Here is a 25,754-nt window from a genome sequence, read left to right on the forward strand (position 1 = left end):
ATAATTTGATCGGAATTAGACGCGGGGTGGACGCCAGACGGCGTCTAAAAGGCTAGAGGGGATCAGGCCGTTATAGGGAGTGGTCACGGGTTTAGCAGCAGGCATCAGCTGGGCTTTTATTGAGACAAGCTGAAGGATACTTGCAGTTTTGCATTCTTGGCCCGTCTTGCAGACGGTCGCCGTTCCATGCTCATTCGCTTCACAGCACTCGTGTTCAGCACCGTCATCGGCGCCAACCATCGAAGCGTGGTCGGTCGTCATGGCGCCCACACCTTCCATATCGGACATCATGTGATGCCCGGACGATCCAACCGTCATGAGCATTTCCGCTATCCCATTGATCGGAAGCGCAAGCACTAGCAGCAGGATAAGGAAGGAGCGCATGTAGGACGTCATATTTCCAGCTTACGGGGCAATTCATGAGCAATCAATGAGGCAATCGGTCGCTTCGCAACCGAAGCCTAAGCCTAAGCCGACAGGCTTCAAACTACACGCGTTTGACGGAGCCGGAGTGCGTTGAACACAACCGATGCTGAGCTGAGGCTCATGGCCAGGGCAGCAATCATCGGAGACAGCAACAGTCCGAAGAACGGATAGAGCAGACCTGCGGCAATCGGGATGCTCAACCCGTTGTACATAAAGGCAAACAGAAGGTTCTGACGCATATTGCGAACCGTCGCCACCGAAAGCGTGCGCGCGCGCAGTATCCCCATCAGGTCACCTTTAACGAGCGTAACTTGGGCGCTGTTCATGGCGACGTCAGTGCCCGTGCCCATCGCTATGCCGACATCAGCCCTGGCGAGCGCCGGCGCATCATTTATTCCGTCGCCTGCCATGGCGACTACTTTACCTAGGGCTTGTAGCTTAACCACCAGCGCCTCCTTGTCCTGCGGCTTCACTTCGCCATGCACCTCATCGAGCGATAGCTCACGAGCCACCGCGCGGGCAGTGGTAAGCCCGTCGCCGGTGGCCATGATGACTTGCACGCCCTCCGCTTGGAGCCGCGCTACAGCTTCCTTGGACGTCGGTTTGATTGGGTCCGATACGGCCAGCAAGCCGGCAAGTGCCCCATCAACAGCCAGGTAAACAATGCTGGTACCGCTCTCGCGCATTTTTTCTGCCTGATATTTCAACGGCTCGACGCTCACACCCGCATCTTCCATAAGCGCGGTGTTGCCTAGCTGTAGCTGCTTGCCTTCCACCAGACCACGGACTCCGATCCCTGACCCTGACTCGAAGGTCTCTGGCTTCGCCAGCTGGATACCTTCGCTTCTGGCATGGTCTACGATCGCGTGGGCTAGGGGATGCTCACTACCTTGATCCAAGCTGGCAGACAAACGGATGACTTCCTGCGAGTCAAACGGCGTGACGCCTATGGCCCGATCGAAGACAGGTCGGCCCTCGGTCAAGGTTCCTGTTTTATCGACAATCAGCGTGTCTACCTTACGGACATTTTCGATGGCGCCTGCGTCTCTGAAAAGCACTCCACTTCCAGCCGCTTTGCCTGTGGCAACCATGATCGACATAGGCGTTGCCAGGCCAAGTGCGCAAGGGCAAGCAATGATCAAAACCGCAACTGCATTGATCAGGCCGAATACCCAGCCCTGGTCAGGCCCGAACAGGCCCCATGCAAAGAATGTCAGCAAGGCGATACCGATGACCGTCAGCACGAAATAACCTGCAACCGTGTCTGCCATTCGCTGCATGGGTGCTTTGGAGCGTTGCGCATTCGCAACCATCTGGACGATTTGTGAAAGCATAGTCCCGGAGCCAACCCTGGTGGCTCGCATGACAAGCGAGCCGCTCGTGTTCATCGTCGCGCCGATGAGCGCATCGCCTGCTCGCTTCGTCACTGGGACGGGCTCGCCCGTAAGCATGGACTCGTCGACGGCGCTCTCGCCCTCTAATACCTCTCCATCAACGGGTACCTTTTCACCAGGACGAACGCGCAGATGGTCGCCCTCGTGAACATGTGTGAGCGGGATGTCCTCCTCGGAACCATCCTTGGCGATACGGCGAGCTGTTTTGGGTGATAAGCCAAGCAGGGACTTGATTGCGGAAGATGTCTGAGAGCGGGCCTTCAGTTCGAGCAGCTGACCTAAAAGCGTCAGTGAAATGATGACCGCTGCGGCTTCGTAGTAAACGCCTATCCGGCCGCCCACAGTGAATGACTCTGGAAATATGCTCGGTAAGACGGTTGCTACGATGCTGTAAATATACGCAGCCCCTGTGCCAAGCCCGATCAACGTCCACATGTTTGGGCTGCGATGCTTAACTGATGCGAAACCGCGCACGAAAAATGGCCAACCTGCCCACAAGACAACCGGGGTCGTAAGGGCTAGTTCAACCCAGTTCTGGCTAGCGCCGTGAAACAGCGGTATCGCATGTCCCGCCATTGCCAACAGGGTTACTGCTACGGTCAGGGGCAGAGACCACCAGAATCGCTTCGAGAAGTCCTTGAGTTCGGGATTCTCCTCCTCGTCGAGTTCAGGGATCAGCGGTTCTAATGACATCCCGCAGATAGGGCAATCACCTGGCCCCATTTGGCGAATCTCAGGGTGCATTGGACAGGTGTACTCGGTCGTTACATCACCGTCGGGTGCCTTCTGTGCCGCCGACGTAGAAGCCTGAGACGACGCCCTATGATCCTGCTGTGCAGTGAGATATCTAGCAGGATCAGAACGAAACTTGGTCTGGCAACCCTGGCTGCAGAAGCGGTAAGTGCTTCCCTGATAGTGCTCTTGATGCTCGCTGTCCTCTTTCACCTTCATCCCGCAGACGGGGTCTGTGAGTCCTGCAGAGCCTTTCGTTTGGTCAGGCTGATGATGGCAATGCGAGGAGGTCATGCGGGCTCCTTATGGATTGGTTAGCAACGAACAGCCTACTGCGGGGACGTTTGTGGTTTTTCCGATGCTTACAGCGTCCGACAACCAATATATGCAAAGCGTCCTGACCAAAGGCTGAAGTAACCATTACATTTCTGTCAGGTTCTCCGGTATGTCAGGTCGTACGAATGCTGAAGCGAGCTGCTGAAAAAAGTAGCTCGCGCGAATACCGCTTGCTGGCCTAGCCTATGCCTCCCTTATCCGAAGCCCGGCCGCTTTCTTTTAATGAATACCGAACCGTGCAAAGCCTAAGCGCAGGTGCTCTGTTTTGATAGAAGCCGTAATTTTTGATGTCTACGGCACACTCCTGCAAATCAGTGAACGACGGCGGCCATTTCGCAAGCTCTTAAAACAGGTACGCAGCCAAGGTCGTCAACCTAGGGCCGATGATGCCAGGACATTGATGACACGAAACTTGGGGCTGGCCGGCGCCGCCGACCTGTTTGGTACACAACTAGGTAACGATGAGCTTGCTATTTTGGAGCTTGATCTCTACGCGGAACTGGCCAGCGTGCGTCCCTATGATGATGCCCTGCGGGCACTGGAAAGCCTTAAGAGAGCGGGGCTGAAAGTGGCGCTGTGCTCCAACTTGGCTACCCCCTATGCCATACCTGCCAAGTTGCTACTGCCTGAGTTTGACGCCTATGCCTGGAGCTTCGAGGTGGGCGCGATCAAACCGGAGCCAGCGATCTACGAACATCTGCTAAAGCGGTTGGGTTGCAAAGCGTCTTCCATTGCAATGATCGGCGATACATTGGAGGCCGATGTGTTCGGTCCCGAAAGGCTGGGAATGCATGGCTTCCACCTCCAGCGCGATGCCATCCGTGGTCCTGACCGATTAGCTAGCCTGATCGAATTTGCAGACCACATTTTGGGCACGGGGACTGTCACTAGAACGTAGCACTAGCGCACATCGAGGTCGCCTCCAGCTATCGGCCTTCAGTTCAAGCACTCACAACTCGCTTGTAGTGCTTTTCCTGACGATGGCGCTCCCAAAGTCCGTTCGCGCATTGGCCGCAGCGGTTGTGATCACTCAGGCATTCGTAGAGCTGATTGGTTAAGCGGGGCTACCACCAACAGCGTGAAGGAAAGCCGATCAGTGCGGCTTCGTCTCGCTGATGGACTTTGCAGCCCACGTTCTACAATACCCACCATCCGCTAACGGCTAAAGCTGCGTCGCCAGTTTTAGCTGACGCCGCTAGACCCGGATGGCTTAGAGGCATGACGACGCCTTTTTCTGTAACGGGAGCTTCTTTAGCTCTTGAGCGCCAGAATACGCCGAGCGCCGTTTAGAACGATGAATCCCACAACGGTACCGATAATCAGGTCTGGGTAGTTTGACCCAGTCCAAGCGACGAGCGCTCCGGCGACTATAACCCCCATGTTGATGACCACATCATTGGCGGAGAATATCCAGCTCGCTTTCATGTGAGCACCACCTTCCCGGTGTTTGGAAATCAGCAGCAAACAACCCGTGTTGGCGAGCAATGCCAGGAACGCGACGGCCATCATTATCAGCGACTCGGGCTCGCTGCCGAATATAAAGCGTCTGACCACCTCTACGAGCACGCCGAGGGCCAAAATCAGCTGGAGCACACCAGCAAGGTGTGCAGCACGCACCTGCAGATTGACGCTGCGCCCAACCGCATAAAGGGCCAGGCCGTACACTGCCGCGTCAGCGAACATGTCGAGCGAATCGGCAATCAGACCTGCGGACCTGGCGATCAGGCCAGCAGTCATCTCTACCACGAACATGAAGGCGTTGATGCCTAGCAGTAAACGTAGGGAGCGGGATTCCTGTGTAGAGTTCGCCGGATTCTCGGCGGCTTTGATCATCTCTGGGTCTGCCGCGACAGTTTTCTGAAGAGTGGCGCCTAGCCCTAACGTCGCCAGCTTTTTGGTTATGGGCTCAACGGCACTGTCATGCATGACATCTAACCGACGGTCCGACAGATCAAAAGTCAGCTTCCGAACTCCGTCCAAACCATTCAGCGCCAAGCGGATCATTCGCTCTTCTGATGGACAATCCATCTTGGGCACGGCGTAAACACTGACCCATTGCCCCGTCGTATCGGAAGGGTTTTGCACATCGGCATCAGCGGCTGGCGTCGCATCGCAGCCGCAGGGACCATCGGACTTGCTCATGATACGGCTCCACTTGAAATCGAAGATGGGATCATTAAAAGCCTTATAGCTACTATAAGGTCAATAACGCAGAGCCGATGAGGATTCACACGATGCGCATTGGTCAGTTAGCAAGGCTAATAGGGATTGATACACAGACGATCCGCTTCTATGAGCAGCAGGGCTTGTTGCCACCGCCTGATCGCCAGGCGAACGGCTATCGTGTCTACACCGAGAAGCATGGCGAGCGGCTAGCTTTCATCCGGCGCTGCCGAATCTTGAATCTGTCACTTCCAGAGATTCACGCACTCCAAAGCTACCAGGATGACCCTCGCCAGCCTTGTACGGCCGTCAATGCCTTACTCGATGATCACATTTCTCAAGTCAGATCCCAGATAACCGCTCTGCAATCACTCGAACGACAACTCGTTTCACTGCGGGCTAATTGCAACGATGGGCGGGAAGTTGAGGCTTGCGGCATTCTCGCCGGAATTAGCGAGGACGCATGCATTAAATGAACGGCGTTGGGGCTTGCGGGCCTGGTTACCCGGCCAACGCGCATGCCCTCGAAATGGTTGTTTGTCCCTGTGGTTTTTGCCCCTTCGTAGTGATGGCTGTCTCCGTGCGGTATCACTTTGAGTCAGGCCTGCCGAGGAAACGTGAGTTCAAACGTGGTCCGACCGTCTTTGCTGGCGACGGCCACGTGGCCTTTGTGGAGGTTCATCACTGAGCGGACAATCGCTAGCCCCAATCCTGCCCCGCGAGGTTGTATGCCGTTAACGCGGTAAAAGCGGTCGAACAGATGTGGGAGATGATCCGATTCGATAGTCGCGCCATGATTGGTGACAGCCAGCGAGACGATGTCTACGTCCTCCTCAAGGATCTTAAGTTCGACCGTACTGCCAGTATTTGAATGCCGCAGCGCGTTGGATAGCAGGTTGGAAATGGCCCGCTGGACCATAAGTCGATTTCCCAAAATCATGGCATCGCCCGTTACTGTCGTAGCGACTCCCGCTTCTTCGGCAAGGACTTCGAAGTATTCACATACGCGCCTCGCCTCGCTTCCTAAAGATAATTGTTCGAGCTTCAGTGCTGGGCTGGCGTGGCTGGCCTGGGCGAGAAACAGCATGTCTGACACGATTCGATCCATGCGTTCGAGTTCTTCAACCGACGACTCGATCACCTCCCGATAATGCTCCTTGCTTCGCTCACGCACCAAAGTCACCTGCGCCTTGCCTATCAGGTTGTTCAGCGGAGTTTTTAACTCATGAGCCACATCGTCCGAGAATTGTGACAGTTGCTGAACGCCGTCATCGAGTCGATGAAGCATTACGTTGAGGCTGTGCGCCAATGCCTGGAGCTCTTGCGGAAGCCGATCGGTGCGGATTCGAGGTGATAGATCCTGTGTAGATACCTTAGTCGCCAAGGCCCGGAACTTGCGAAGCGGCCGCAAGCCATTTTGGGCGATTAGCCATCCAGCCAATCCGATCAATATCAGTAGCATCGGCACGGTCACTAAGGCCGAGCGCAGGAATGCAGCCACCAGCCGTTGATCGGCACTGCGATCTTGCGAAAGTAAAAGCGTCATTGGAGCCAGTCCCGGGACTTGGATTTGCTTGCGCCCGGTTAGCATCTGCACGCCATCTTTCGTTGTCCAGCCAAGATAGTCGCCGTCCCTGCTCACGAGATCCAGCTGCTGCGGCGCATTGGCGAATCGGCCGATACTGAAAATGGGTGATTTCGCTGTATCGCCGATGACCGTAATCGAAAGGTTGTCATGGCCGAGTACGGTATCGCTCAATGCGTGTTGCCAGGAGCGGCCCATACGGGCTTTGGTGTCTTCGAGGAGTCCATGATCGATCTGAGAGAGCTTGGCCGTCACTTCCTCCTGGGCGCGCAGTTCCAGTTGGCGCACCAGTACCCAGTAGCTCAGTGCAATCAGCAGCGCGACCAAAGCGGCGCCGGTCAGTGTGATTTGAAGCGCGAGACGCGATGCGAGGCTGAGTGGCTTCAAGGCCGCGCCTCCAGCACGTAGCCCACACCCCGGATGGTGTGTATCAGGCGATCGCCGAAGGGTTCGTCCACTTTCATCCGCAGGCGACGAATCGCAACATCCACCACATTGGTATCGCAGTCGAAATTGATGTCCCACACCATGGCAGTTATTTCCGTACGCGTGAGGACTTCGCCAGTCCGGCGCATGAGCAGATGCAATAACGCAAATTCTTTGCTGGTGAGGTCGATACGCTGACCGCTCCGGTAAGCCCTATGCCGGGCCGGGTCCAGTTCGAGGTCGGCTACACGCAGGTTGCTCGGAAGTGTGACTGCCTCGCCTCGCCGCAACAGTGTCCGGATACGGGCAAGCAGCTCGGGGAACTGGAACGGCTTGACCAGATAGTCGTCGGCGCCCGATTCCAAGCCGCGGACTTTTTGCTCTAAGCGGCCATTGGCAGTCAGCATGATGACGCGTGTCTGCTTACGCCGCCTGATGAGTTCGAGAACCTCCCACCCATCCATGGTTGGCAGATTCACATCTAGCAGCACGATGTCATAGTCGTTCTGCAGTGCCAGGTGAAACCCATCGAGGCCATCACTTACGCAATCGACCAAGTAACCACATTCGATAAGACCCTGCTGCAAGTATTCCGCAGCTTTGATCTCGTCTTCGACAACCAGGATGCGCATGTTTTGAGGTAACTCGGCAAGGAGGTGCGCGGTAAGCGGAACCAAAAAAATCCATGTAGTAACTAGGTCAAGACGAAAGCGGCTTGGCTCTAGCGTGAAAGGCAGAGGCGAAAAGATCTGCCCAGGGAAGCGGGAAGCACTTTAACGCGGTAAAAGCCCTGTGAGGGCTATCTTGCGAATTTGTAATCTACCGGTCATTTGGTTGACCCGCAGCGCGAGCGGGTGCACCAAACGAAAAAAGGCGCCCTGATGGGCGCCTGAAACACATCTTCAAACCAAGGGAGCAAAACTAAAGAAGATGTGGTGTTGCTCATGGTGTTTCACAAGATCGAGAGAGGGTACTCGGCGATGAATCGGACCTCATCGAGGTCGGACTCGAAAGCAGTCGCCCGCGTGGTAGCCTGGCGCACCCGCAGAGACAAATCCTTGAGAGAGCCAGTCTGTACAACGTAGCGGGCTTCGACGTCGCGTTCCCAGCGGTTCTGTCCCGTCAGCGGCGCACCGTTATCGTCTTGGCGCATGTACACCTCGTTCGCGTTGCTGTAATCGGCGCCCCAACCGCGGGCGTAGCGGGTCATGAAAGTAAGCCCGGGTATGCCGTACTCCGCCATGTTCAGGTCGTAGCGCAGCATCCAGGACTGCTCTTTAGGTGAGTTGAAATCACTGTACTGAATGGAGTTGTTCAGGTAGATCGAGTCCGCCTGGCGCAAGTAGTCAAAGTCGTTGTTACCGTTGTTTCGCTGATACGACGCCGTGACGGTGTGCGCGCCGAAGGCGACACCCAGGCTGGAGCTCCAGATGTTGTTGTTGAACTCGCCCAGCAACTCACGGCCTTCGTCGGTTGCCTTGTAATAGTTGAAGCTGGCCAGCAGCGCGACGATATCGGAGAGCGGATAGGTGGCCGACGCACCGAAGTAATGCTGGTTCCAGGCATCTTTGAGGCGGCTGGTGTACAGGCTAAGACTGATATTTTCATTCACGCTGTAGTCACCGCCTGCGTAGCCGAGCCAAGGCGCGTCTACGCCCCCGCCGTAGAAGGTGACGAAGTCTTCGTTCATGTTACTGGTGTTGGGCTGGCTCATCGCGTGCAAGCGGCCTCCCTGAAGGGTGAGGTCGTCCAGCGAGTTGTTCACAACGGTGACACCCTTGAAAGACTCCGGCAGCAGCCGAGAGTCGCCGAAGTGCACGACAGGTGTAGTGGGAAATACATCGCCGGCCTTGATCTCGGTGTCCAGCAAGCGTGCTTTCACCGCGCCCCCCACCCGTGTGAAGTCATCCTCAGGATCGCCAGCGCTGTCGTGGGGAAGCAGGTCGATGCTGCCGCCCACACCGGAGCGCCCCGAACCGGAGTCGAGCTTGAGGCCGAGCATGGCGAAAGCGTCGAAGCCAATCCCTACCGAGCCTTGGGTATATCCGGACTCGAAGAAGGCCATCAATCCGTGGGCCCATTCCTCGGAGTAGCCATTGCCGGCGGCACTCTCACCGTCGCGAAAATCCCGATTGAAATAGAAGTTGCGATTTATCAGCGATAGCGTGCTGCCTTCGATGAAGCCCTCGGCTGTTTCCGATTGGGCAAAGACCGGGGCGCTGCCCAATGCCAGTGAAAGGGCTGTCAGCGAAAAAACGGCCTTTTTGCTCATGATGATGCTCCTTATGTACGGCAGGTCAGTGCTCGAATGACGCCTTTCGCCTTTTTGTTTTTAGCGCTTGGCCATGTTCTTCCCCTAGAGATGACGGCAGGATTAGCGGCAAATGACTATTTTGTAATCTGAGGAAGCCCAATCGCGCACTCCTTCGATTACAGATTTGTAATGTTGCGGTCACCAGGTCGTTATCCACACTTATTTAAAGTCACCACCCCATAGCCATCAGCTATCTCGCCGGCTTGGCAAGGCTGATAAAAACGCTTTCGTGTATTTGTCTACTAAATTCAGGGCGAATCACTATCGCAGTAGAGGCGCATGTGTTTCGCGTCTTGGCGGGGGTAGTTCTTATGATTGGATTCGACATCTAAACCAGGAAGTCATCGTTTTGCCTTGGATGAGAAAAATAGTTTTGCTGATGTTGCTAGCCTTGTTCCCATTGCAATCATCATGGGCAGTTGTTAGCACGAGCTGCAGTCATGAGGATGGTTCGGCAGCAAATCATCTTGGACATCACGAACATCCGCACGAGTCTCTGGGTACTGACGAGGAAGGATCGTCAAAAGCCGCAAAAAAAATCAGTCTGGATGGAGACTGTGTCTTTCATGGCGACCATATCAAGCCGCTTATAACGAAAGGGATCTGTCCTGGTTCGGTATTATCAATGAGCTTGAAACCGTTTCCTTCTGCTAGCTACGCATCGGCTGAAGCGGGGCGTCCTGAGAAACCTAATTGGCGCATCGGTGCAAAACCGGTGGGACGCCAAAGTAACCAGTAAGCGCCATTTATCTGTATCTGACGTCTCACCGAACCTTCCCTTTTTTTAGGAGATTTCGGTGCGAAAAGCTCTTTTCTCGCTGGGGTTGACGACGTTGTCGTGCAATCTCGCCTTTGCGCAACCCTTAGAGTTGCCGACCTTCACACAGACCTTACCTGTCGGTGTGTCAAATACATTCCCCGTTGAGTCTGTCGAATCCATAAGCTTTCTACGCGCCTTGGAACTCGCTAGCTCTGCAAGCCCTGAACTGGCTGTTGCAAGACGTGAGCTGGCTGCTTCTCGCGCATTAATTAGCCAAGCCGGAGCACGTCCGAATCCAATATTGTCCGCTAGCCAGGAGGGAATCCGGGGCGATGCCCCGGAGACCACGCTTGAACTGAGCCAAGAAATAGAGCTGGGTGGTAAACGTTCGGCTCGTATTGAGGCGGCGCAACGAGCCTTGGACGTAGCAGCTGCTGACCTACAGGACGCCCAAGCTCGACTGAGGGGGGCAGTGATGGGCGCGTACTACGATGTGCTTACTGCTCAAGAACGGCTGGACCTCGCTCAGGCTGCTTCAAAGCTTGCGAAGCAAGCAGTGAACGTGGCCAATCGACGTGTGAGGGCCGGCATGGTTTCTCCCGTAGAGGAAACCCGGGCGCGGGTTGCGGCTACTGGAGTGCAAGTAGAGCTTGCCCAGGCCACAGCTGAACTCGAAGCTGCGCGCACTCGGCTGGCGGCCAACTGGGGAAATCCACAGCCACGCTTTGAGCGAGTAAAAGAGCCGGCAGAGGCAGTGCCTCCTCTTCCCGAGCTAGCTGAGCTTTATAGCCGTTTGAACGATTCCGCCCAACTAACCCGCGCGCGTCGGGAGGCTGAAAGACGTCGGGCTGCGTTAAAGCTGGAAAGGACGAATCGCTTTTCTAACGTGACGGTTAGCGTAGGTGCCCAACGCTCAGATGAATATAACGGCACGCTGGGATTGGTGAGTATCTCGATGCCCCTGCCGTTGTTTGATCGAAACCAAGGCAACATCGGAGCAGCGCAGGAACGGGCCTACCAGGCGCAGGACGAGCTCAACGCCGTCCATATACGCCTGAAAAGCGAACTTTCCCAAGCGCACATGCGGCTGCGCACTGCTCGCCAGCAGTTTGAACTGTTGCGCAACGATATGCTCCCCAGTGCCCAAAGCGCTTATGAAGCTGCCAGCAAGGGGTTCGAACTTGGAAAATTCACGTTCCTTGACGTACTGGATGCTCAACGCACGCTTTTCCAAGCCCGATCTCAGTATCTGTCTGCGCTATCACAAGCTAACCAGGCGGCGGCAGAAATCTCGCGAATTGTCGGAGATGGGTCGGCCGTTATCACCTCGGCCACTCAGCCATAGGAATCCATATGAAAAGTAAATCGAATACATCTTCCTTGGCTGGTCACAAGAAGCAGATTTTTTGGATCGTCGTCATATTAAGCGTGGCACTTATGCTTGGCGGATTGCTTCTTCGCAGTAGTCCAGCTGTGCCCGATGCGGGCGACGCACATAGCGAGCATGGTGACGAATCGGAGCATGAGGATGAAGGGCATTCGGATGAGGATGCAGAAGCCGAAGGAGATCATGGCCATGATGAAGGAGGCGCCGATAGCGATCACGAGGTCGGTGCGGCAGAGAAAGATGAGCATGAAGATGAGCCCGAGGGAGCGGAGCATACTGAAACAGCAGAGGTAGAACTCTCAGAGACACAAATCCTAGCCGCCGGCATCTCACTGGCAACTGCTCAGCCCGCAAAGATAAAAAGCGCAATTGAGCTGCCTGGCGAAATTACATTCAACCAAGACCGCACAGCGCAAGTTGTGCCTCGTCTCTCAGGTGTCGTTGAAGCGGTCAAAGTCGATTTGGGCGAACAGGTGAAACAGGGGCAAGTACTTGCTGTGATCGCGAGTACAGACCTGTCGGAACGTAGAAGCGAGTTCTACGCGGCGCAAAAACGTCTTGCATTGGCTCAAAAAACCTATCGACGCGAAAAGGAGCTATGGGAAGAGCGTATTTCTGCGGAACAGGATTATTTACAGGCACAACAGGCTTTACGGGAAGCAGAGCTGACTGTTGCGAATGCAAACGCACAGCTACAAGCGCTTGGCAGTGATGCTGGCAAGCCAGACGCATTGAGCCGCTACGAACTCAGGGCGCCGTTCGATGGGATGATCGTTGAGAAGGACATCACGCTCGGTGAGTCAGTCAATACCGATGACCAGATATTCATCATTTCCGATCTCTCCACCGTGTGGGCAGATATCAGCGTTCCTGCCAATGCACTCAGCGCGGTACGAGTAGGCAGCAATGCCGTTATCGAGGCCACAGCATTCGAGTCCAGTGCCAATGGAACCGTTTCTTATGTCGGCTCACTTGTTGGTCAGCAAAGCCGCGCCGCTACCGCCCGGGTCACACTTCCCAACCCTGAAGGGGTTTGGCGCCCCGGCCTGTTCGTCAAAGTGCAGGTAGGCGCTGGCGAAGCATCCGTGCCAGTCGCAGTAAGTCCTGATGCGATCCACACATTGGAAGAAAAGCCGGTGGTGTTTGTACGGACCGACCATGGCTTTGCTGCTCAGCCAATCGTGAGTGGCCGCAGCGATAGTGACGCGGTCGAAATCAAGGAAGGCCTCCAGCCCGGAGCGCGCTATGCCTTGGATAACAGCTTCATCATCAAGTCCGAGCTTGGCAAAGCCAGCGCCTCGCATGCTCACTGATACGGAGTTATAGAATCGTGTTCGAACGTATCATTCGTTTTTCTATCGAGCATCGCTGGTTGGTTATGCTAGCCGTGCTTGGCATGGCAGCGTTAGGAGCTTACAGCTACCAAAAGCTGCCTATCGATGCTGTCCCGGATATCACCAACGTACAGGTGCAAATCAACACTGCGGCGCCAGGTTATTCCCCGCTGGAAGTGGAGCAGCGTATTACCTACCCGCTCGAGACGGTAATGGCTGGGCTGCCCAAGCTCGAGCAGACACGATCCTTGTCTCGATATGGACTTTCTCAGATCACAGTTATTTTTGAGGAAGGCACTGACATCTATTTTGCCCGCCAACTTGTGAACGAGCGCCTGGGAGGGGCCAAAGATCAGCTCCCAGATGGCGTCACTCCAACACTTGGCCCTATTTCCACTGGGCTTGGCGAAATCTATTTTTGGACGGTTGAAGCTGAGGAAGGTGCCACCAAATCGGACGGTACGCCGTATACCCCTGCTGACTTGCGTGAGATTCAAGATTGGATCATCAAACCGCAAGTCCGAAATGTACCTGGTGTTACTGAGATCAATACGATCGGAGGATATGCAAAGGAATATCAGATCGCCCCCAACCCAGACACTTTGCGGTCGTTTGGACTAACACTACAAGATTTGATCGAGGCGGTTGAGCAAAACAATAACAATCTAGGTGCCGGATATATTGAAAAGCGCGGCGAGCAGTATCTTGTTCGCGCTCCAGGGCAAATGCAGTCTGTGGAGGACATCCGCGATACCCTTATTAGCAACGTTGACGGTACCCCAGTGCGTATCCGCGACGTTGCGACGGTCGAGGTTGGAAAGGAGCTCCGCACTGGCGCAGCCACCGAGAATGGCCGCGAAGTGGTACTAGGTACGGCCTTCATGCTTATCGGTGAAAATAGCCGAGTAGTTTCAAGGGCTGTCGACGACAAGATGAAAGAGATAAACCTTTCGCTTCCGGAAGGCGTAAAGGCAATTACTGTCTACGATCGAACTGTACTCGTAGACAAAGCTATATCCACCGTTAAGAAGAACCTCACTGAGGGTGCCATTCTTGTTGTGGTTATACTTTTTCTCTTCTTAGGCAATATCCGGGCGGCGATCCTAACCGCGCTTGTGATACCGCTTTCTATGCTCTTCACGTTCACCGGCATGGTAGCCAATCAGGTCAGCGCCAACCTGATGAGCCTAGGCGCATTGGATTTCGGCATCATTATCGATGGAGCCGTGGTGATTGTTGAGAACTGCGTGCGTCGACTTGCACACGCTCAGTCCCATCACGGACGGGCATTAACACTGTCCGAACGGCTTCATGAAGTATTCGCTGCGGCAAAGGAAGTGCGTCGGCCTCTATTGTATGGGCAGCTGATCATTATGATCGTGTATCTGCCGATATTCGCCCTTACAGGGGTAGAAGGTAAGATGTTCACGCCCATGGCGTTTACCGTAGTGACAGCGCTATTCGGGGCGATAATCCTTTCGGTGACGTTCGTCCCGGCGGCCGTTGCGCTCTTTATCGGTAAGCGGGTTACGGAAAAGGAAAACTTTCTAATCCGCAATGCTAAACGGGCCTACGCACCTGCGCTCGATGCGGTAATGGCCAACAAGCCAGCAGTGCTCACCTTTGCGGTAGTTGTAGTCATACTTTCTGGCCTCGTAGGGTCACGTATGGGCAGTGAATTCGTGCCTAGCCTCAACGAGGGAGACTTCGCTATCCAAGCCCTTCGTGTACCAGCTACCAGTCTTAGTCAGTCTGTAGAGATGCAGCAGCAGCTGGAGCGAAAGCTTATGGATGAGTTTCCGGAGATTGAACGCATATTTGCGCGAACTGGCACTGCGGAAGTGGCATCGGATGCTATGCCTCCAAATATCTCTGACGGGTACGTCATGCTGAAGCCACAAGAACAGTGGCCGGATCCAGGCAAGTCGCGTAATCAGCTCTTAAGCGAGGTGCAAGCATCCGCCGCTGAGTTGCCGGGCAATAACTACGAGTTTTCCCAGCCGATTCAGCTGCGTTTCAACGAGCTGATTTCCGGAGTTCGTGCCGCGGTAGCCGTGAAAATCTATGGTGATGACATGGACGTTCTTAACAGCACGGCGGCGGAAGTATCCGAGGTGCTAGGACAAGTACCAGGCGCTTCAGAGGTTACGGTCGAGCAGACGACTGGCCTTCCCATGCTCACGATTGATATCGATCGCGATCAGATCGCACGATACGGCCTGAGTCTAGATACCGTCCAGCAAGCGGTTGCAGTAGCTATCGGTGGCCGAGAGGCAGGCACCTTGTTTCAAGGAGATCGGCGTTTCGATATCGTGGTTCGTTTACCGGACGAGATACGCAGCGATCTCGCCGCAATTGAGCGGCTTCCAATTGCCCTTCCAAGGGAATTAAACAGCACCATAAGTTATATCCCCCTCGGCGAGGTGGCCACCCTGGATTTGGCCCCCGGTCCGAATCAGATCAGTAGAGAAGAAGGGAAACGGCGAATTGTCGTCAGTGCAAACGTCCGTGGTCGTGACATTGGATCATTCGTATCTGAGGCAGAACAGAAAATCCAGGCCCAGGTAGATATCCCGGCAGGTTATTGGATCGACTGGGGCGGTACCTTTGAGCAGCTTGAATCGGCAACGAAGCGGCTGCAGATTGTCGTCCCCGTGGCGCTGCTCCTGGTCTTCATTCTGCTTTTCATGATGTTCAACAATGTCAAAGACGGTTTGTTGGTCTTTACAGGGATTCCATTTGCGCTCACCGGAGGCATTGTTGCGCTGTGGCTCAGAGATATCCCATTGTCCATTTCAGCAGGTGTTGGCTTTATTGCTCTGTCAGGCGTCGCCGTTCTAAATGGCCTGGTAATGATCTCCTTCATCCGTAGCCTACGGGAGCAAGGTTTACCTCTGGACACTGCGATCCGCGAAGGTGCCCTTACCCGGCTACGACCGGTATTGATGACAGCCTTAGTGGCTTCACTCGGGTTCGTTCCAATGGCCTTGAATGTGGGTACCGGTGCAGAGGTACAACGTCCCCTTGCGACGGTGGTGATCGGGGGGATTCTCTCCTCAACGGTGCTAACGCTATTAGTTTTGCCGTTGCTCTACCAGATGGCTCATCGACGCGAAGACGAATTGGAGGAGCAAGAAATCGCGTTGGCCGCTGACAGAACAAGCTAGAGATTGGATGGCGGCACACAACGCCCCGTTCTTGCTAGCTAGCGAGAACGGGGCGCGTTAATTATCGGAGCGCAGTTTCATTAGCGGCGCAGCGGACAGCACAGCCTTTGTGGCGCAGTCTGATGCATCTAAGCGGTAAATAAAAAATTGCTCAGCGCTTAGTGCGTATGACTTTCGCTACATACGCGTCCTTGACCTGATGGCTTTCACCCACGGTGAGCTGACGAAGGATTATGCAAACAGCGACTGACCTGCCCCGGTCGGCAGCAAAGGGCGATAGCTACGACAAAGCCCTGGCTGGAACGATCAGCGGGCTGTGCAAGGCCGAGCTGACACCGTCAATCATGGGCGAACCGTGAGGCCTTTGAGATAGCGACCCAGACATGGGTGCGCTGTACGCCACAGCGTCTGTTCAGCTCACTCGGACATGATCCTTGCGAAGGCTAATAACAACAGATCAGGCAATGGCGGCCTGACTTAAACGAAACGGCTTATATAAATTCCGGGCGATTCGCTGGTAGCGATGTTGCGGGCAAGTTATGGAAACAAAAAAGCGCCCCGAAGGGCGCTTAGAGTGCAACTGCTTCCAAAGGAGATTGGAAGCTGCCGGAGGCGAATATCGTTCAGATATGAAGCGGTTAGTCAGCTTTGGTTTCTTTCTTGCTTTCCGTATTGTTCTGATCTTGGCGGGTATCCTTAATCTGTAATTCGTCTATTTTTCGTTTGGCGGATTCGGTTCCGTGAATTCGTTTTTGATCTGCTCGGAATTTTTCATTAAATTTAATTGAGCGGTCGTAACCATCTTCTGCATAAGACAATGCGGAGCCGCAGATTACCAAACCAACAACAATAGCTTTCAACAGATTCATAGGGCAGTCCTCGCTAAATTCAAAGGTGGCTTGCTGAGCTTTCTCGCTGAGCCCTGCAGGTTCGAATGAATTTTGCGTGATTGAAGTTAACAGCAGCATGAGCCAAGCATTACATTATTGAAATGTAATGCTTCCATTGCGCGGTGACATGAGCGCCTTGCTTCGTCATGTCAGCACCGAGGCGCACCAATCTGCAAGGGCCTATCCTACGAAAAGAATGATTGGAAGATTACAATTTTGTCATCTTCGGATTGACGCCGCATCATCTATCATTAGCGAGCAACGTCGTTTAACGTTTGAGAGGGATCGGCCAGTTATCGGCAAGTTTCAGACGATAATGCACGAACTCGCTTGAGAGTGGTCGCATTTCTGTCAGTGTGGCTTGGAAGGCCAGATGGTATTGGTGCTAGTATTATCTATTACTTTTTTGGGCTCCCTATCCTTGTCTTATGTTATTTAAGGACGGTTAAAAACCAATGGCTCACGAACATAACCATAACACCGAAGCCATAGGCGATAAGCGTTTAATCGCTGCCATTGGCGTTAATACTGTGCTAACTCTGGCACAAGTTGTTGGAGGAATACTTTCTGGCAGTTTATCGCTCATAGCTGACGCGCTACATAACTTGAGCGATGCCGCATCACTGGTTATTGCGCTCATCGCACGTAAAATCGGTCGCAAACCGCCAGATGCTTTTAAAACCTTCGGCTACCGACGCAGTGAAACCATAGCGGCTTTGATTAATTTGGTCACGCTGATTATCGTTGGTCTCTACCTCATCTACGAAGCTATAGGTCGGTTTTTTGCCCCACAGCCCATTGAAGGATGGACAGTGGTCGTGGTGGCGGGAATAGCCTTGATTGTAGATGTCGTCACGGCCTTGCTCACCTACACAATGTCTAAGAATAGCATGAATATAAAGGCGGCATTCTTGCACAATGTGTCGGATGCGCTGGCCTCCGTCGGTGTTATTATTGCCGGAACATTAATCCTTCTGTATGACTGGTATTGGACAGATACTGTACTGACGCTGATGATTGCTGGTTACGTGCTATGGCAGGGCTTTAGCATGCTACCTAAAACCATTCACTTGTTAATGGAGGGCGCACCAGAAGGAGTTTCCATCACTGATATAATCAATGTCATGGAGCAAGTGGACGACGTTGTGAGTGTTCACCACGTACATGTCTGGGAAATTGCCGAACATTCAACTGCATTGGAAGCTCACGTTGTCATCAAGAAGGCTAGCCTGCCCGAAATTGAACGAGTGAAGACTGATTTAAAACGTGTACTTCATGAGCGATTCAAAGTCAGCCACTCGACACTTGAAATGGAGCTAGACGGCAGTGTTTGTATCGACACCAGGCAGGCCGACAGTCATCGCAGCGAAGCATAAGCCTGCTTTGCGCTCACCGCTGTTGCTAGACAGTTATCTCGATATCAACGGAGTGAACTTGCGACATCACTCGTTGGCGCTATGTCTTCGACCAGAGACATGCTAGCGGCATGTGGCCAAAGCAGCTCGTCACGAGGAGATCAGGCTAGGTCGTGGCACCTTCGGCAGGCTGCCGCGACGAGCAAGCCCCGCCAGTCGCTACCGCCGCGGACGCTCAGAGCCAGCGGCGGACTCGTGCGCGGTAGCGAGCGAATGATTCGCCGAACAGCGCTTCCAGCGCCGACTCTTCGGGTTCGATTTGGAAACGATTCATGTAAAGCACGAAGGCAACCACGCCCAGCAGGGTAAAAGGCGAGGCCAGGGCCAGCGCGCAGGCCGTCAGGCTGATGGCGAAGCCCAAATACATGGGGTTGCGGCTGTACTGATAGATGCCAGCCTCCACCAACACCGAAGCCTGCTGCGGCTGCAATGGATTGACAGTAGTACGTGCGCGGCGAAACGACAGTACGCCGGCGAAACACACGCCGAGCCCCAGGAACAGTACCGGCAAAGCGAAGGTCAGCCGCGCGGTCCATGCCAGTTCGATGCTCGGTAATCTGGGCCCCGACAAACCCATCAGCAGAGCGATCAGGCCAGCTACGAGCAGCGGTGGCACGCGGTTCTCCAGCGCGCTCATAGTGTCATTCCCGTGCCTTGGCCACTTCGCTGCTCACTAATCGGCGCAGCGGCTCCGGGCCGAACTCGCTGAGCGCTCGACCATTGACAAAAAAGGTCGGGGTGCCACGAATCCCAACGGCCTTGACGTCCTGCATGTCCGTTTCAAGCACGGCGTTGACGCTAGGCGTATGCATGTCCTGGCGGGCCTGCTCCAAGTTCAAACCGACGCGCTCGGCAGCAGCCCATGCCTGCGTTACCTTGGGGTCGTCGTGCCAACCGGGCTGGGTCTCCAGCACAGCCTCCAGCACTTGTTCATGGAGATTTTGCTTGCGCGCCGCCTCAAGCATCCGCGCCACTTCTTCCGAACCTTGATGAAACAGTACATAGCGCAGCACCAGACGTACATCTTCCGGGTTCTCGGCGAGGATCTGCTTCACAAAGGGATGGAAGGCGCGGCATGCCTCGCATGAAGGATCGAAGAACTCGACAATGGTTACTGGCGCTTGCGCCGGGCCGAACACCGGCGAGTGGAAGCGAACCAGTTGGCCTCCGTTCTGTTTGGGTTGTGTCGCGGTCTCTTGGGCTGTCGAACTGGGAGCCTGGGCCTGTTGAGGCGACTGCGAGGGGGAATAGAAGAATGCGGCGGCGGCAAAAACGGCCAGGATCACGGCACTGATGATCAGGACCACGGAACGGCGATTCATGGAGTTGTTCTCCGACGGATGAGAATGAGCAGGATGGCGATCAGGATAAAGGCGAACAAGGCGAGTGCCGGCAGGGGCACCACGCCGAAGAGGGTCATTCCGGCGCCTGAGCAGGATGGACCGGTGGCCGTGCAGGGCTGGATCGGCTGTGGAATCAGCCCTGCATAGAGCAGCGTGTGAACAAATGCCAGCGCCGCACCGATAGCGGTCAGCGGTAGGGCGTAACGCCAGACTGTGAAATCCGAGCGGTAGCAGGCGATGGCCAGGATCACCGCCAGCGGAAACATAAAGGCGCGCTGGAACCAGCACAAAACACAGGGTGCCTGGCCCATCACCTCGCCAATGAACAGCGCGGATAGGGTCGATACCAGTGCGACCAGCCAGGTTAGCAGCAGCAGGTTCCAGGTCATGCCTGAACGTTGAGGATTCATTGCGGTTAGGGGGCACCTCAGAAAACGGAAAATAAAGCACGCTAAGGCATAGCTGACCTTGCCAGGCCTGCTTCGCCCTGTAGTGACGCGATCAACGGGCAGGAAACATTCCCCTTTCGTGCATGGCAGGCGCACACGAGTTCAGACAGCACGGTTTCCATGCGCGCCAAGTCGGCCATCTTCTCGCGCACGTCCTTGAGCTTGTGTTCGGCCAGGCTGCTGGCCTCCTCGCAGTGGGTGCCATCGTCGAGCCGCAACAGCTCGGCAATCTCGTCCAGACTGAACCCCAGCCGCTGTGCCGATTTCACGAATTTCACCCGAACCACGTCCGCCTCCCCATAGCGGCGGATGCTGCCGTAAGGCTTGTCCGGTTCCGGCAACAGGCCCTTGCGCTGATAGAAGCGGATTGTCTCCACGTTGACCCCGGCCGCCTTGGCAAAAACGCCAATGGTCAGGTTTTCCAAATTATTTTCCATATCGCTTGACTCCGTACATGAGTACGGAAGTAAGGTTACGCTATCCAATCCAAATTCAAAAGGGCCAACGTATGTCTGAACCACAAAACGGGCGCGGTGCGCTCTTCGCCGGCGGGCTGGCCGCCATTCTTGCATCGACCTGCTGCCTGGGGCCGCTAGTACTGGTCGCCCTGGGCTTCTCCGGTGCTTGGATCGGCAACCTGACGGTGCTGGAACCCTATCGACCGTTGTTCATCGGCGCGGCGCTAGTGGCGCTGTTCTTCGCCTGGAAGCGGATTTACCGGCCCGTGCAGGCATGCAAGCCAGGTGAGGTCTGCGCGATTCCGCAGGTGCGCGCCACCTACAAGCTGATTTTCTGGATCGTGGCCGTGCTGGTCCTGGTCGCGCTTGGATTTCCCTATGTCGTTCCATTTTTCTATTAACCAGGAGTTCATCATGAAGAAACTGTTTGCCTCCCTTGCCCTCGCCGCCGCTGTTGCCCCGGTGTGGGCCGCTACCCAGACCGTCACGCTAGCGGTTCCCGGCATGACTTGCGCCGCCTGCCCGATCACAGTCAAGAAAGCGCTCTCCAAGGTCGAAGGCGTGAGCAAGGTCGATGTGGGCTTCGAGAAGCGCGAGGCCGTCGTCACTTTTGACGACACCAAGGCCAGCGTACAGAAGCTGACCAAGGCCACCGCAGACGCCGGCTATCCGTCCAGCGTCAAGCAGTGAGCCAGCAAGCCAACGACAACAGCGAGAGCCGCTTCATGGGACTGATGACACGCATTGCCGATAAAACCGGCGCGCTCGGCAGCGTCGTTTCCGCGATGGGCTGCGCCGCCTGCTTTCCAGCCCTCGCCAGCTTCGGCGCGGCCATCGGGCTGGGCTTCTTGAGCCAGTACGAGGGACTGTTCATCAGCCGCCTGCTGCCGCTGTTTGCCGCGCTGGCCTTCCTGGCGAACGCGCTGGGTTGGTTCAGTCATCGGCAATGGCTGCGCAGTCTGCTCGGCATGATCGGCCCGGCCATCTGTTTGCGGCCACGGTCTGGCTGCTCGGCAACTGGTGGACGGCGAACCTGATGTACGTCGGCCTGGCCTTGATGATTGGGGTGTCGATCTGGGACTTCGTGTCGCCGGCGCATCGCCGTTGCGGACCGGACGGCTGCGAACTCCCCGCCAAGCGCTTGTGAAAGACGGCTGACCGTGCGACACGGCGGCCCACACGAATAAGGAACGATGGTATGAGCACTCTCAAAATCACCGGCATGACTTGCGACTCGTGCGCAGTGCATGTCAAGGACGCCCTGGAGAAAGTGCCCGGCGTGCAATCAGCGGATGTCTCCTACGCCAAGGGCAGCGCCAAGCTCGCCATTGAGCTCGGCACGTCACCCGACGCGCTGACGGCCGCTGTAGCTGGACTCGGTTATCGGGCCACGCTGGCCGATGCCCCCTCAGTTTCGACGCCGGGCGGATTGCTCGACAAGATGCGCGATCTGCTGGGCAGAAACGACAAGACGGGTAGCAGCGGCGCATTGCATATCGCCGTCATCGGCAGCGGCGGGGCCGCGATGGCAGCGGCGCTGAAGGCCGTCGAGCAAGGCGCACGTGTCACGCTGATCGAGCGCGGCACCATCGGCGGCACCTGCGTCAATGTCGGTTGTGTGCCGTCCAAGATCATGATCCGCGCCGCCCATATCGCCCATCTGCGCCGGGAAAGCCCGTTCGATGGCGGCATCGCCGCTACCACGCCGACCATCCAGCGCACGGCGCTGCTGGCCCAGCAGCAGGCCCGCGTCGATGAACTGCGCCACGCCAAGTACGAAGGCATCTTGGAGGGCAATCCGGCGATCACTGTGCTGCACGGCTCCGCCCGCTTTAAGGACAATCGCAACCTGATCGTGCAACTCAACGACGGCGGCGAGCGCGTGGTGGCATTCGACCGCTGCCTGATCGCCACCGGCGCGAGCCCGGCCGTGCCGCCGATTCCCGGCCTGAAAGACACTCCGTACTGGACTTCCACTGAAGCGCTGGTCAGCGAGACGATTCCTAAGCGCCTGGCCGTGATTGGCTCATCAGTGGTGGCGCTGGAGCTGGCGCAGGCGTTCGCCCGACTCGGAGCGAAGGTGACGATCCTGGCTCGCAGCACGCTGTTCTTCCGCGAAGACCCAGCTATAGGCGAAGCCGTCACGGCCGCATTCCGCATGGAGGGCATCGAGGTGAGGGAACACACCCAGGCCAGCCAGGTCGCGTATATCAATGGTGAAGGGGACGGCGAATTCGTGCTCACCACGGCGCACGGCGAACTGCGCGCCGACAAGCTGCTGGTCGCCACCGGCCGCGCGCCCAACACACGCAAGCTGGCACTGGATGCGACGGGCGTCACGCTCACCCCGCAAGGCGCTATCGTCATCGACCCCGGCATGCGTACAAGCGTGGAACACATCTACGCCGCAGGCGACTGCACCGACCAGCCGCAGTTCGTCTATGTGGCGGCAGCGGCCGGCACTCGCGCCGCGATCAACATGACCGGCGGTGACGCGGCCCTGAACCTGACCGCGATGCCGGCCGTGGTGTTCACCGACCCGCAAGTGGCGACCGTAGGCTACAGCGAGGCGGAAGCGCACCATGACGGCATCAAAACTGATAGTCGCACGCTAACGCTGGACAACGTGCCGCGCGCGCTCGCCAACTTCGACACGCGCGGCTTCATCAAACTGGTGGTTGAAGAAGGCAGCGGACGACTGATCGGCGTGCAGGCAGTGGCCCCGGAAGCGGGCGAACTGATCCAGACGGCCGCACTGGCGATTCGCAACCGGATGACGGTGCAGGAACTGGCCGACCAGTTGTTCCCCTACCTGACGATGGTCGAAGGGTTGAAGCTCGCGGCGCAGACCTTCAACAAGGATGTGAAGCAGCTTTCCTGCTGCGCCGGGTGAGGACAAGGAGGTGTGCGATGAGCGCCTACACGGTATCGCAACTGGCCCATAACGCTGGGGTGAGCGTACATATCGTGCGCGACTACCTGGTGCGCGGCTTGTTACGGCCGGTGGCCTGCACCACGGGCGGCTACGGCGTGTTCGACGATGCGGCCTTGCAACGGCTGTGCTTCGTGCGCGCGGCCTTCGAGGCGGGTATCGGCCTGGATGCCCTGGCGCGGCTGTGCCGTGCGCTCGACGCAGCGGACGGCGCACAAGCCGCAGCGCAGCTTGCCGTGCTGCGCCAGTTGGTCGAGCGGCGGCGCGCGGCGTTGGCCCATCTGGACGCGCAACTGGCCTCCATGCCAGCCGAGCGGGCGCACGAGGAGGCATTGCCGTGAACGCCCCTGACAAACTGCCGCCCGAGACGCGCCAACCCGTTTCCGGCTACCTGTGGGGTGCGCTGGCCGTGTTGACCTGCCCCTGCCATCTGCCGATTCTCGCCGCCGTGCTGGCCGGGACGACCGCCGGTGCCTTCCTTGGCGAGCATTGGGGTGTTGCCGCGCTCGCGCTGACCGGCTTGTTCGTTCTGGCCGTAACGCGGCTGCTGCGCGCCTTCCGGGGCGGATCATGACGAGTTCGCAGCCCGCCGGATGGACGGCGGCCGAGTTGGCGCAGGCGGCGGCGCGCGGACAGCTTGACCTGCATTACCAGCCGCTGGTCGATCTGCGCGATCACCGGATCGCTGGCGCGGAAGCGTTGATGCGCTGGCGGCATCCGAGGCTTGGCCTGTTGCCGCCCGGCCAGTTCCTGCCGCTGGCCGAGTCGTTCGGCCTGATGCCGGAAATAGGCGCGTGGGTGCTGGGCGAGGCCTGTCGCCAGATGCACAAGTGGCAAGGACCGGCATGGCAACCGTTCCGTCTTGCCGTCAATGTGTCCGCCAGCCAGGTTGGGCCAACGTTCGACGACGAGGTAAAGCGGGTGCTGGCCGATATGGCCCTGCCCGCCGAGCTTCTGGAGATCGAACTGACCGAATCGGTCGCATTCGGCAATCCAGCCCTGTTCGCCAGTTTCGACGCCTTGCGCGCCATCGGCGTGCGCTTCGCCGCCGACGACTTCGGCACCGGCTATTCCTGCCTGCAACATCTGAAATGCTGCCCCATCACCACATTGAAAATCGACCAATCCTTTGTCGCCAGGCTCCCGGATGATGCCCGTGACCAAACTATCGTGCGGGCGGTGATCCAGCTCGCGCACGGGCTGGGCATGGAGGTGGTAGCCGAGGGTGTGGAAACACCCGACTGCCTTGCGTGGTTGCGGCAGGCGGGTTGCGACACGGTGCAGGGTTTCCTGTTCGCCAGGCCGATGCCGGCGGCGGCCTTCGTCGGCTTCGTCAACCAATGGAGGAACACCACCATGAACGCCAATGAACCGAGCACCAGTTGCTGCGTGTGCTGCAAGGAAATCCCGCTCGATGCCGCCTTCACGCCGGAAGGGGCCGAGTACGTGGAGCATTTCTGCGGGCTGGAGTGCTATCAGCGCTTCCAGGCGCGGGCCAGCACTGCGACCGAAACCAGCGTCAAACCGGACGCTTGTGATTCGCCGCCGTCAGGTTGAGGCATACCCTAACCTGATGTCAGATGCCATGTGTAAATTGCGTCAGGATAGGATTGAATTTTGAATTTATTGACATATCTCGTTGAAGGTCATAGAGTCTTCCCTGACATTTTGCAGGGAATTCCATGACTGGACAGCGCATTGGGTATATCAGGGTCAGCACCTTCGACCAGAACCCGGAACGGCAACTGGAAGGCGTCAAGGTTGATCGCGCTTTTAGCGACAAGGCATCCGGCAAGGATGTCAAGCGTCCGCAACTGGAAGCGCTGATAAGCTTCGCCCGCACCGGCGACACCGTGGTGGTGCATAGCATGGATCGCCTGGCGCGCAATCTCGATGATTTGCGCCGGATCGTGCAAACGCTGACACAACGCGGCGTGCATATCGAATTCGTCAAGGAACACCTCAGTTTTACTGGCGAAGACTCTCCGATGGCGAACCTGATGCTCTCGGTGATGGGCGCGTTCGCCGAGTTCGAGCGCGCCCTGATCCGCGAGCGTCAGCGCGAGGGTATTGCGCTCGCCAAGCAACGCGGGGCTTACCGTGGCAGGAAGAAATCCCTGTCGTCTGAGCGTATTGCCGAACTGCGCCAACGTGTCGAGGCTGGCGAGCAAAAGACCAAGCTTGCTCGTGAATTCGGAATCAGTCGCGAAACCCTGTATCAATACTTGAGAACGGATCAGTAA

At 56.6% G+C, this 25,754-nt stretch carries 25 protein-coding genes and 2 pseudogenes; 16 read left to right on the top strand and 11 right to left on the bottom strand.

What is annotated here, in order from left to right; translation table 11 throughout:
• Nucleotides 1-15 precede the first annotated feature (15 nt).
• Nucleotides 16-396: a hypothetical protein gene (locus NAV33_RS04465; RefSeq protein ID WP_255977363.1), complete on the bottom strand. Its 381-nt coding sequence runs from the start codon at nt 394-396 to the stop codon at nt 16-18.
• Between the two features lie 86 nt (nt 397-482).
• Nucleotides 483-2,846 carry a heavy metal translocating P-type ATPase gene (locus tag NAV33_RS04470; protein WP_255977365.1) on the bottom strand — a complete coding sequence of 788 codons (2,364 nt, stop codon included), beginning with the start codon at nt 2,844-2,846 and terminating at the stop codon, nt 483-485.
• Between the two features lie 307 nt (nt 2,847-3,153).
• Between NAV33_RS04470 and NAV33_RS04475 the strand changes: the two genes are divergently transcribed.
• Both NAV33_RS04475 and NAV33_RS04480 read left to right on the top strand, forming a co-directional pair.
• The gene (locus NAV33_RS04475) at nt 3,154-3,786 is read left to right on the top strand and encodes an HAD family hydrolase (RefSeq protein ID WP_036998676.1); all 633 of its coding nucleotides are present in this window, start codon (nt 3,154-3,156) and stop codon (nt 3,784-3,786) included.
• Between the two features lie 34 nt (nt 3,787-3,820).
• Nucleotides 3,821-3,946: pseudogene (locus NAV33_RS04480) on the top strand (arsenic resistance protein); the annotation flags it as partial.
• A gap of 193 nt (nt 3,947-4,139) precedes the next feature.
• Here the strand turns inward: NAV33_RS04480 and NAV33_RS04485 are convergent.
• The gene (locus tag NAV33_RS04485; RefSeq protein WP_021210268.1) at nt 4,140-5,030 is read right to left on the bottom strand and encodes a cation transporter; all 891 of its coding nucleotides are present in this window, start codon (nt 5,028-5,030) and stop codon (nt 4,140-4,142) included.
• A gap of 92 nt (nt 5,031-5,122) precedes the next feature.
• Between NAV33_RS04485 and cadR the strand changes: the two genes are divergently transcribed.
• Nucleotides 5,123-5,527, top strand: a complete 405-nt coding sequence (gene cadR / locus NAV33_RS04490; RefSeq protein WP_003292662.1) for a Cd(II)/Pb(II)-responsive transcriptional regulator — start codon at nt 5,123-5,125, stop codon at nt 5,525-5,527.
• A 122-nt stretch (nt 5,528-5,649) separates the two neighbouring features.
• On the opposite strand, the gene NAV33_RS04495 is transcribed toward cadR, so the two are convergent.
• The 3 genes from NAV33_RS04495 to NAV33_RS04505 form a co-directional block, all read right to left on the bottom strand.
• Nucleotides 5,650-7,023: a heavy metal sensor histidine kinase gene (locus NAV33_RS04495; RefSeq protein ID WP_003292663.1), complete on the bottom strand. Its 1,374-nt coding sequence runs from the start codon at nt 7,021-7,023 to the stop codon at nt 5,650-5,652.
• Nucleotides 7,020-7,694, bottom strand: a complete 675-nt coding sequence (locus tag NAV33_RS04500; RefSeq protein WP_008569962.1) for a heavy metal response regulator transcription factor — start codon at nt 7,692-7,694, stop codon at nt 7,020-7,022. The genes NAV33_RS04495 and NAV33_RS04500 overlap by 4 nt, the downstream gene beginning before the upstream one ends.
• 320 nt (nt 7,695-8,014) lie before the next feature.
• The gene (locus NAV33_RS04505; protein WP_014822255.1) at nt 8,015-9,334 is read right to left on the bottom strand and encodes an OprD family porin; all 1,320 of its coding nucleotides are present in this window, start codon (nt 9,332-9,334) and stop codon (nt 8,015-8,017) included.
• An 839-nt stretch (nt 9,335-10,173) separates the two neighbouring features.
• Here NAV33_RS04505 and NAV33_RS04510 point away from each other — a divergent pair.
• The 4 genes from NAV33_RS04510 to NAV33_RS04525 all read left to right on the top strand — a co-directional run bounded on the left by NAV33_RS04510 (nt 10,174) and on the right by NAV33_RS04525 (nt 16,383).
• Nucleotides 10,174-11,481, top strand: coding sequence for a TolC family protein (locus NAV33_RS04510; protein ID WP_008569960.1), 1,308 nt, complete (start codon nt 10,174-10,176; stop codon nt 11,479-11,481).
• An 8-nt stretch (nt 11,482-11,489) separates the two neighbouring features.
• Entirely contained in the window at nt 11,490-12,836 is a 1,347-nt protein-coding gene (locus NAV33_RS04515; RefSeq protein ID WP_015275575.1) for an efflux RND transporter periplasmic adaptor subunit, read from the top strand.
• Nucleotides 12,837-12,853: 17 nt separating this feature from the next.
• Nucleotides 12,854-16,024, top strand: a complete 3,171-nt coding sequence (locus NAV33_RS04520; RefSeq protein WP_015275576.1) for a CusA/CzcA family heavy metal efflux RND transporter — start codon at nt 12,854-12,856, stop codon at nt 16,022-16,024.
• 233 nt (nt 16,025-16,257) lie between these two features.
• Complete coding sequence (locus tag NAV33_RS04525; protein WP_023444716.1) at nt 16,258-16,383, top strand: hypothetical protein; 126 nt, start codon at nt 16,258-16,260, stop codon at nt 16,381-16,383.
• Nucleotides 16,384-16,662: 279 nt separating this feature from the next.
• On the opposite strand, the gene NAV33_RS04530 is transcribed toward NAV33_RS04525, so the two are convergent.
• A complete protein-coding gene (locus NAV33_RS04530; RefSeq protein WP_023444715.1) occupies nt 16,663-16,992 on the bottom strand; it encodes a hypothetical protein in 330 nt (109 codons plus the stop codon).
• 377 nt (nt 16,993-17,369) lie between these two features.
• Here NAV33_RS04530 and NAV33_RS04535 point away from each other — a divergent pair, with 377 nt between their 5' ends.
• Nucleotides 17,370-18,290, top strand: a complete 921-nt coding sequence (locus NAV33_RS04535; protein ID WP_008569956.1) for a cation diffusion facilitator family transporter — start codon at nt 17,370-17,372, stop codon at nt 18,288-18,290.
• A gap of 214 nt (nt 18,291-18,504) precedes the next feature.
• On the opposite strand, the gene NAV33_RS04540 is transcribed toward NAV33_RS04535, so the two are convergent.
• Genes NAV33_RS04540 through merR form a run of 4 tightly spaced genes read right to left on the bottom strand, consistent with a single transcriptional unit; the run spans nt 18,505 to nt 20,558 of the window.
• A complete protein-coding gene (locus NAV33_RS04540) occupies nt 18,505-18,966 on the bottom strand; it encodes a methyltransferase family protein (RefSeq protein ID WP_017246351.1) in 462 nt (153 codons plus the stop codon).
• 4 nt (nt 18,967-18,970) lie between these two features.
• A complete protein-coding gene (locus NAV33_RS04545; protein ID WP_102853253.1) occupies nt 18,971-19,651 on the bottom strand; it encodes a DsbA family protein in 681 nt (226 codons plus the stop codon).
• A complete protein-coding gene (locus tag NAV33_RS04550) occupies nt 19,648-20,082 on the bottom strand; it encodes a disulfide bond formation protein B (protein ID WP_255977370.1) in 435 nt (144 codons plus the stop codon). The genes NAV33_RS04545 and NAV33_RS04550 overlap by 4 nt, the downstream gene beginning before the upstream one ends.
• A gap of 41 nt (nt 20,083-20,123) precedes the next feature.
• Complete coding sequence (gene merR, locus NAV33_RS04555) at nt 20,124-20,558, bottom strand: Hg(II)-responsive transcriptional regulator (RefSeq protein WP_005303925.1); 435 nt, start codon at nt 20,556-20,558, stop codon at nt 20,124-20,126.
• A 71-nt stretch (nt 20,559-20,629) separates the two neighbouring features.
• On the opposite strand from merR, the gene NAV33_RS04560 reads away from it, so the two are divergent.
• The 8 genes and pseudogenes from NAV33_RS04560 (at nt 20,630) to NAV33_RS04600 (ending at nt 25,754) form a co-directional block, all read left to right on the top strand.
• The gene (locus NAV33_RS04560) at nt 20,630-20,980 is read left to right on the top strand and encodes a mercuric transport protein MerT (RefSeq protein WP_001294663.1); all 351 of its coding nucleotides are present in this window, start codon (nt 20,630-20,632) and stop codon (nt 20,978-20,980) included.
• Nucleotides 20,981-20,993: 13 nt separating this feature from the next.
• The gene (merP, locus tag NAV33_RS04565; protein ID WP_000732292.1) at nt 20,994-21,269 is read left to right on the top strand and encodes a mercury resistance system periplasmic binding protein MerP; all 276 of its coding nucleotides are present in this window, start codon (nt 20,994-20,996) and stop codon (nt 21,267-21,269) included.
• 35 nt (nt 21,270-21,304) lie between these two features.
• Nucleotides 21,305-21,726: pseudogene (merC, locus tag NAV33_RS04570) on the top strand (organomercurial transporter MerC).
• Nucleotides 21,727-21,777: 51 nt separating this feature from the next.
• Nucleotides 21,778-23,472 carry a mercury(II) reductase gene (gene merA / locus NAV33_RS04575; RefSeq protein WP_255977372.1) on the top strand — a complete coding sequence of 565 codons (1,695 nt, stop codon included), beginning with the start codon at nt 21,778-21,780 and terminating at the stop codon, nt 23,470-23,472.
• A gap of 17 nt (nt 23,473-23,489) precedes the next feature.
• Nucleotides 23,490-23,852 carry a mercury resistance co-regulator MerD gene (merD, locus tag NAV33_RS04580; protein WP_001277456.1) on the top strand — a complete coding sequence of 121 codons (363 nt, stop codon included), beginning with the start codon at nt 23,490-23,492 and terminating at the stop codon, nt 23,850-23,852.
• Nucleotides 23,849-24,085, top strand: a complete 237-nt coding sequence (gene merE, locus NAV33_RS04585) for a broad-spectrum mercury transporter MerE (protein WP_000993386.1) — start codon at nt 23,849-23,851, stop codon at nt 24,083-24,085. Before merD ends, merE begins: the two co-directional genes overlap by 4 nt.
• Nucleotides 24,082-25,068, top strand: a complete 987-nt coding sequence (locus NAV33_RS21415; protein ID WP_016240397.1) for a DUF3330 domain-containing protein — start codon at nt 24,082-24,084, stop codon at nt 25,066-25,068. The genes merE and NAV33_RS21415 overlap by 4 nt, the downstream gene beginning before the upstream one ends.
• Before the next feature lie 125 nt (nt 25,069-25,193).
• Nucleotides 25,194-25,754, top strand: coding sequence for a recombinase family protein (locus NAV33_RS04600; protein WP_000147567.1), 561 nt, complete (start codon nt 25,194-25,196; stop codon nt 25,752-25,754).

The organism is Stutzerimonas stutzeri (assembly GCF_024448715.1).
In the GTDB taxonomy this organism is placed as follows: domain Bacteria; phylum Pseudomonadota; class Gammaproteobacteria; order Pseudomonadales; family Pseudomonadaceae; genus Stutzerimonas; species Stutzerimonas stutzeri_AR.

Coding starts and splice junctions, on each gene's coding strand:
- NAV33_RS04465 (WP_255977363.1), bottom strand. CDS start 396: ATGACGTCCTACATGCGCTCCTTCCTTATCCTGCTGCTAGTGCTTGCG.
- NAV33_RS04470 (WP_255977365.1), bottom strand. CDS start 2,846: ATGACCTCCTCGCATTGCCATCATCAGCCTGACCAAACGAAAGGCTCT.
- NAV33_RS04485 (WP_021210268.1), bottom strand. CDS start 5,030: ATGAGCAAGTCCGATGGTCCCTGCGGCTGCGATGCGACGCCAGCCGCT.
- cadR (WP_003292662.1), top strand. CDS start 5,123: ATGCGCATTGGTCAGTTAGCAAGGCTAATAGGGATTGATACACAGACG.
- NAV33_RS04500 (WP_008569962.1), bottom strand. CDS start 7,694: ATGCGCATCCTGGTTGTCGAAGACGAGATCAAAGCTGCGGAATACTTG.
- NAV33_RS04505 (WP_014822255.1), bottom strand. CDS start 9,334: ATGAGCAAAAAGGCCGTTTTTTCGCTGACAGCCCTTTCACTGGCATTG.
- NAV33_RS04515 (WP_015275575.1), top strand. CDS start 11,490: ATGAAAAGTAAATCGAATACATCTTCCTTGGCTGGTCACAAGAAGCAG.
- NAV33_RS04525 (WP_023444716.1), top strand. CDS start 16,258: ATGCAAACAGCGACTGACCTGCCCCGGTCGGCAGCAAAGGGCGATAGC.
- NAV33_RS04530 (WP_023444715.1), bottom strand. CDS start 16,992: ATGCTGCTGTTAACTTCAATCACGCAAAATTCATTCGAACCTGCAGGG.
- NAV33_RS04535 (WP_008569956.1), top strand. CDS start 17,370: ATGGCTCACGAACATAACCATAACACCGAAGCCATAGGCGATAAGCGT.
- NAV33_RS04540 (WP_017246351.1), bottom strand. CDS start 18,966: ATGAGCGCGCTGGAGAACCGCGTGCCACCGCTGCTCGTAGCTGGCCTG.
- NAV33_RS04545 (WP_102853253.1), bottom strand. CDS start 19,651: ATGAATCGCCGTTCCGTGGTCCTGATCATCAGTGCCGTGATCCTGGCC.
- NAV33_RS04550 (WP_255977370.1), bottom strand. CDS start 20,082: ATGAATCCTCAACGTTCAGGCATGACCTGGAACCTGCTGCTGCTAACC.
- merR (WP_005303925.1), bottom strand. CDS start 20,558: ATGGAAAATAATTTGGAAAACCTGACCATTGGCGTTTTTGCCAAGGCG.
- NAV33_RS04560 (WP_001294663.1), top strand. CDS start 20,630: ATGTCTGAACCACAAAACGGGCGCGGTGCGCTCTTCGCCGGCGGGCTG.
- merP (WP_000732292.1), top strand. CDS start 20,994: ATGAAGAAACTGTTTGCCTCCCTTGCCCTCGCCGCCGCTGTTGCCCCG.
- merA (WP_255977372.1), top strand. CDS start 21,778: ATGAGCACTCTCAAAATCACCGGCATGACTTGCGACTCGTGCGCAGTG.
- merD (WP_001277456.1), top strand. CDS start 23,490: ATGAGCGCCTACACGGTATCGCAACTGGCCCATAACGCTGGGGTGAGC.
- NAV33_RS21415 (WP_016240397.1), top strand. CDS start 24,082: ATGACGAGTTCGCAGCCCGCCGGATGGACGGCGGCCGAGTTGGCGCAG.
- NAV33_RS04600 (WP_000147567.1), top strand. CDS start 25,194: ATGACTGGACAGCGCATTGGGTATATCAGGGTCAGCACCTTCGACCAG.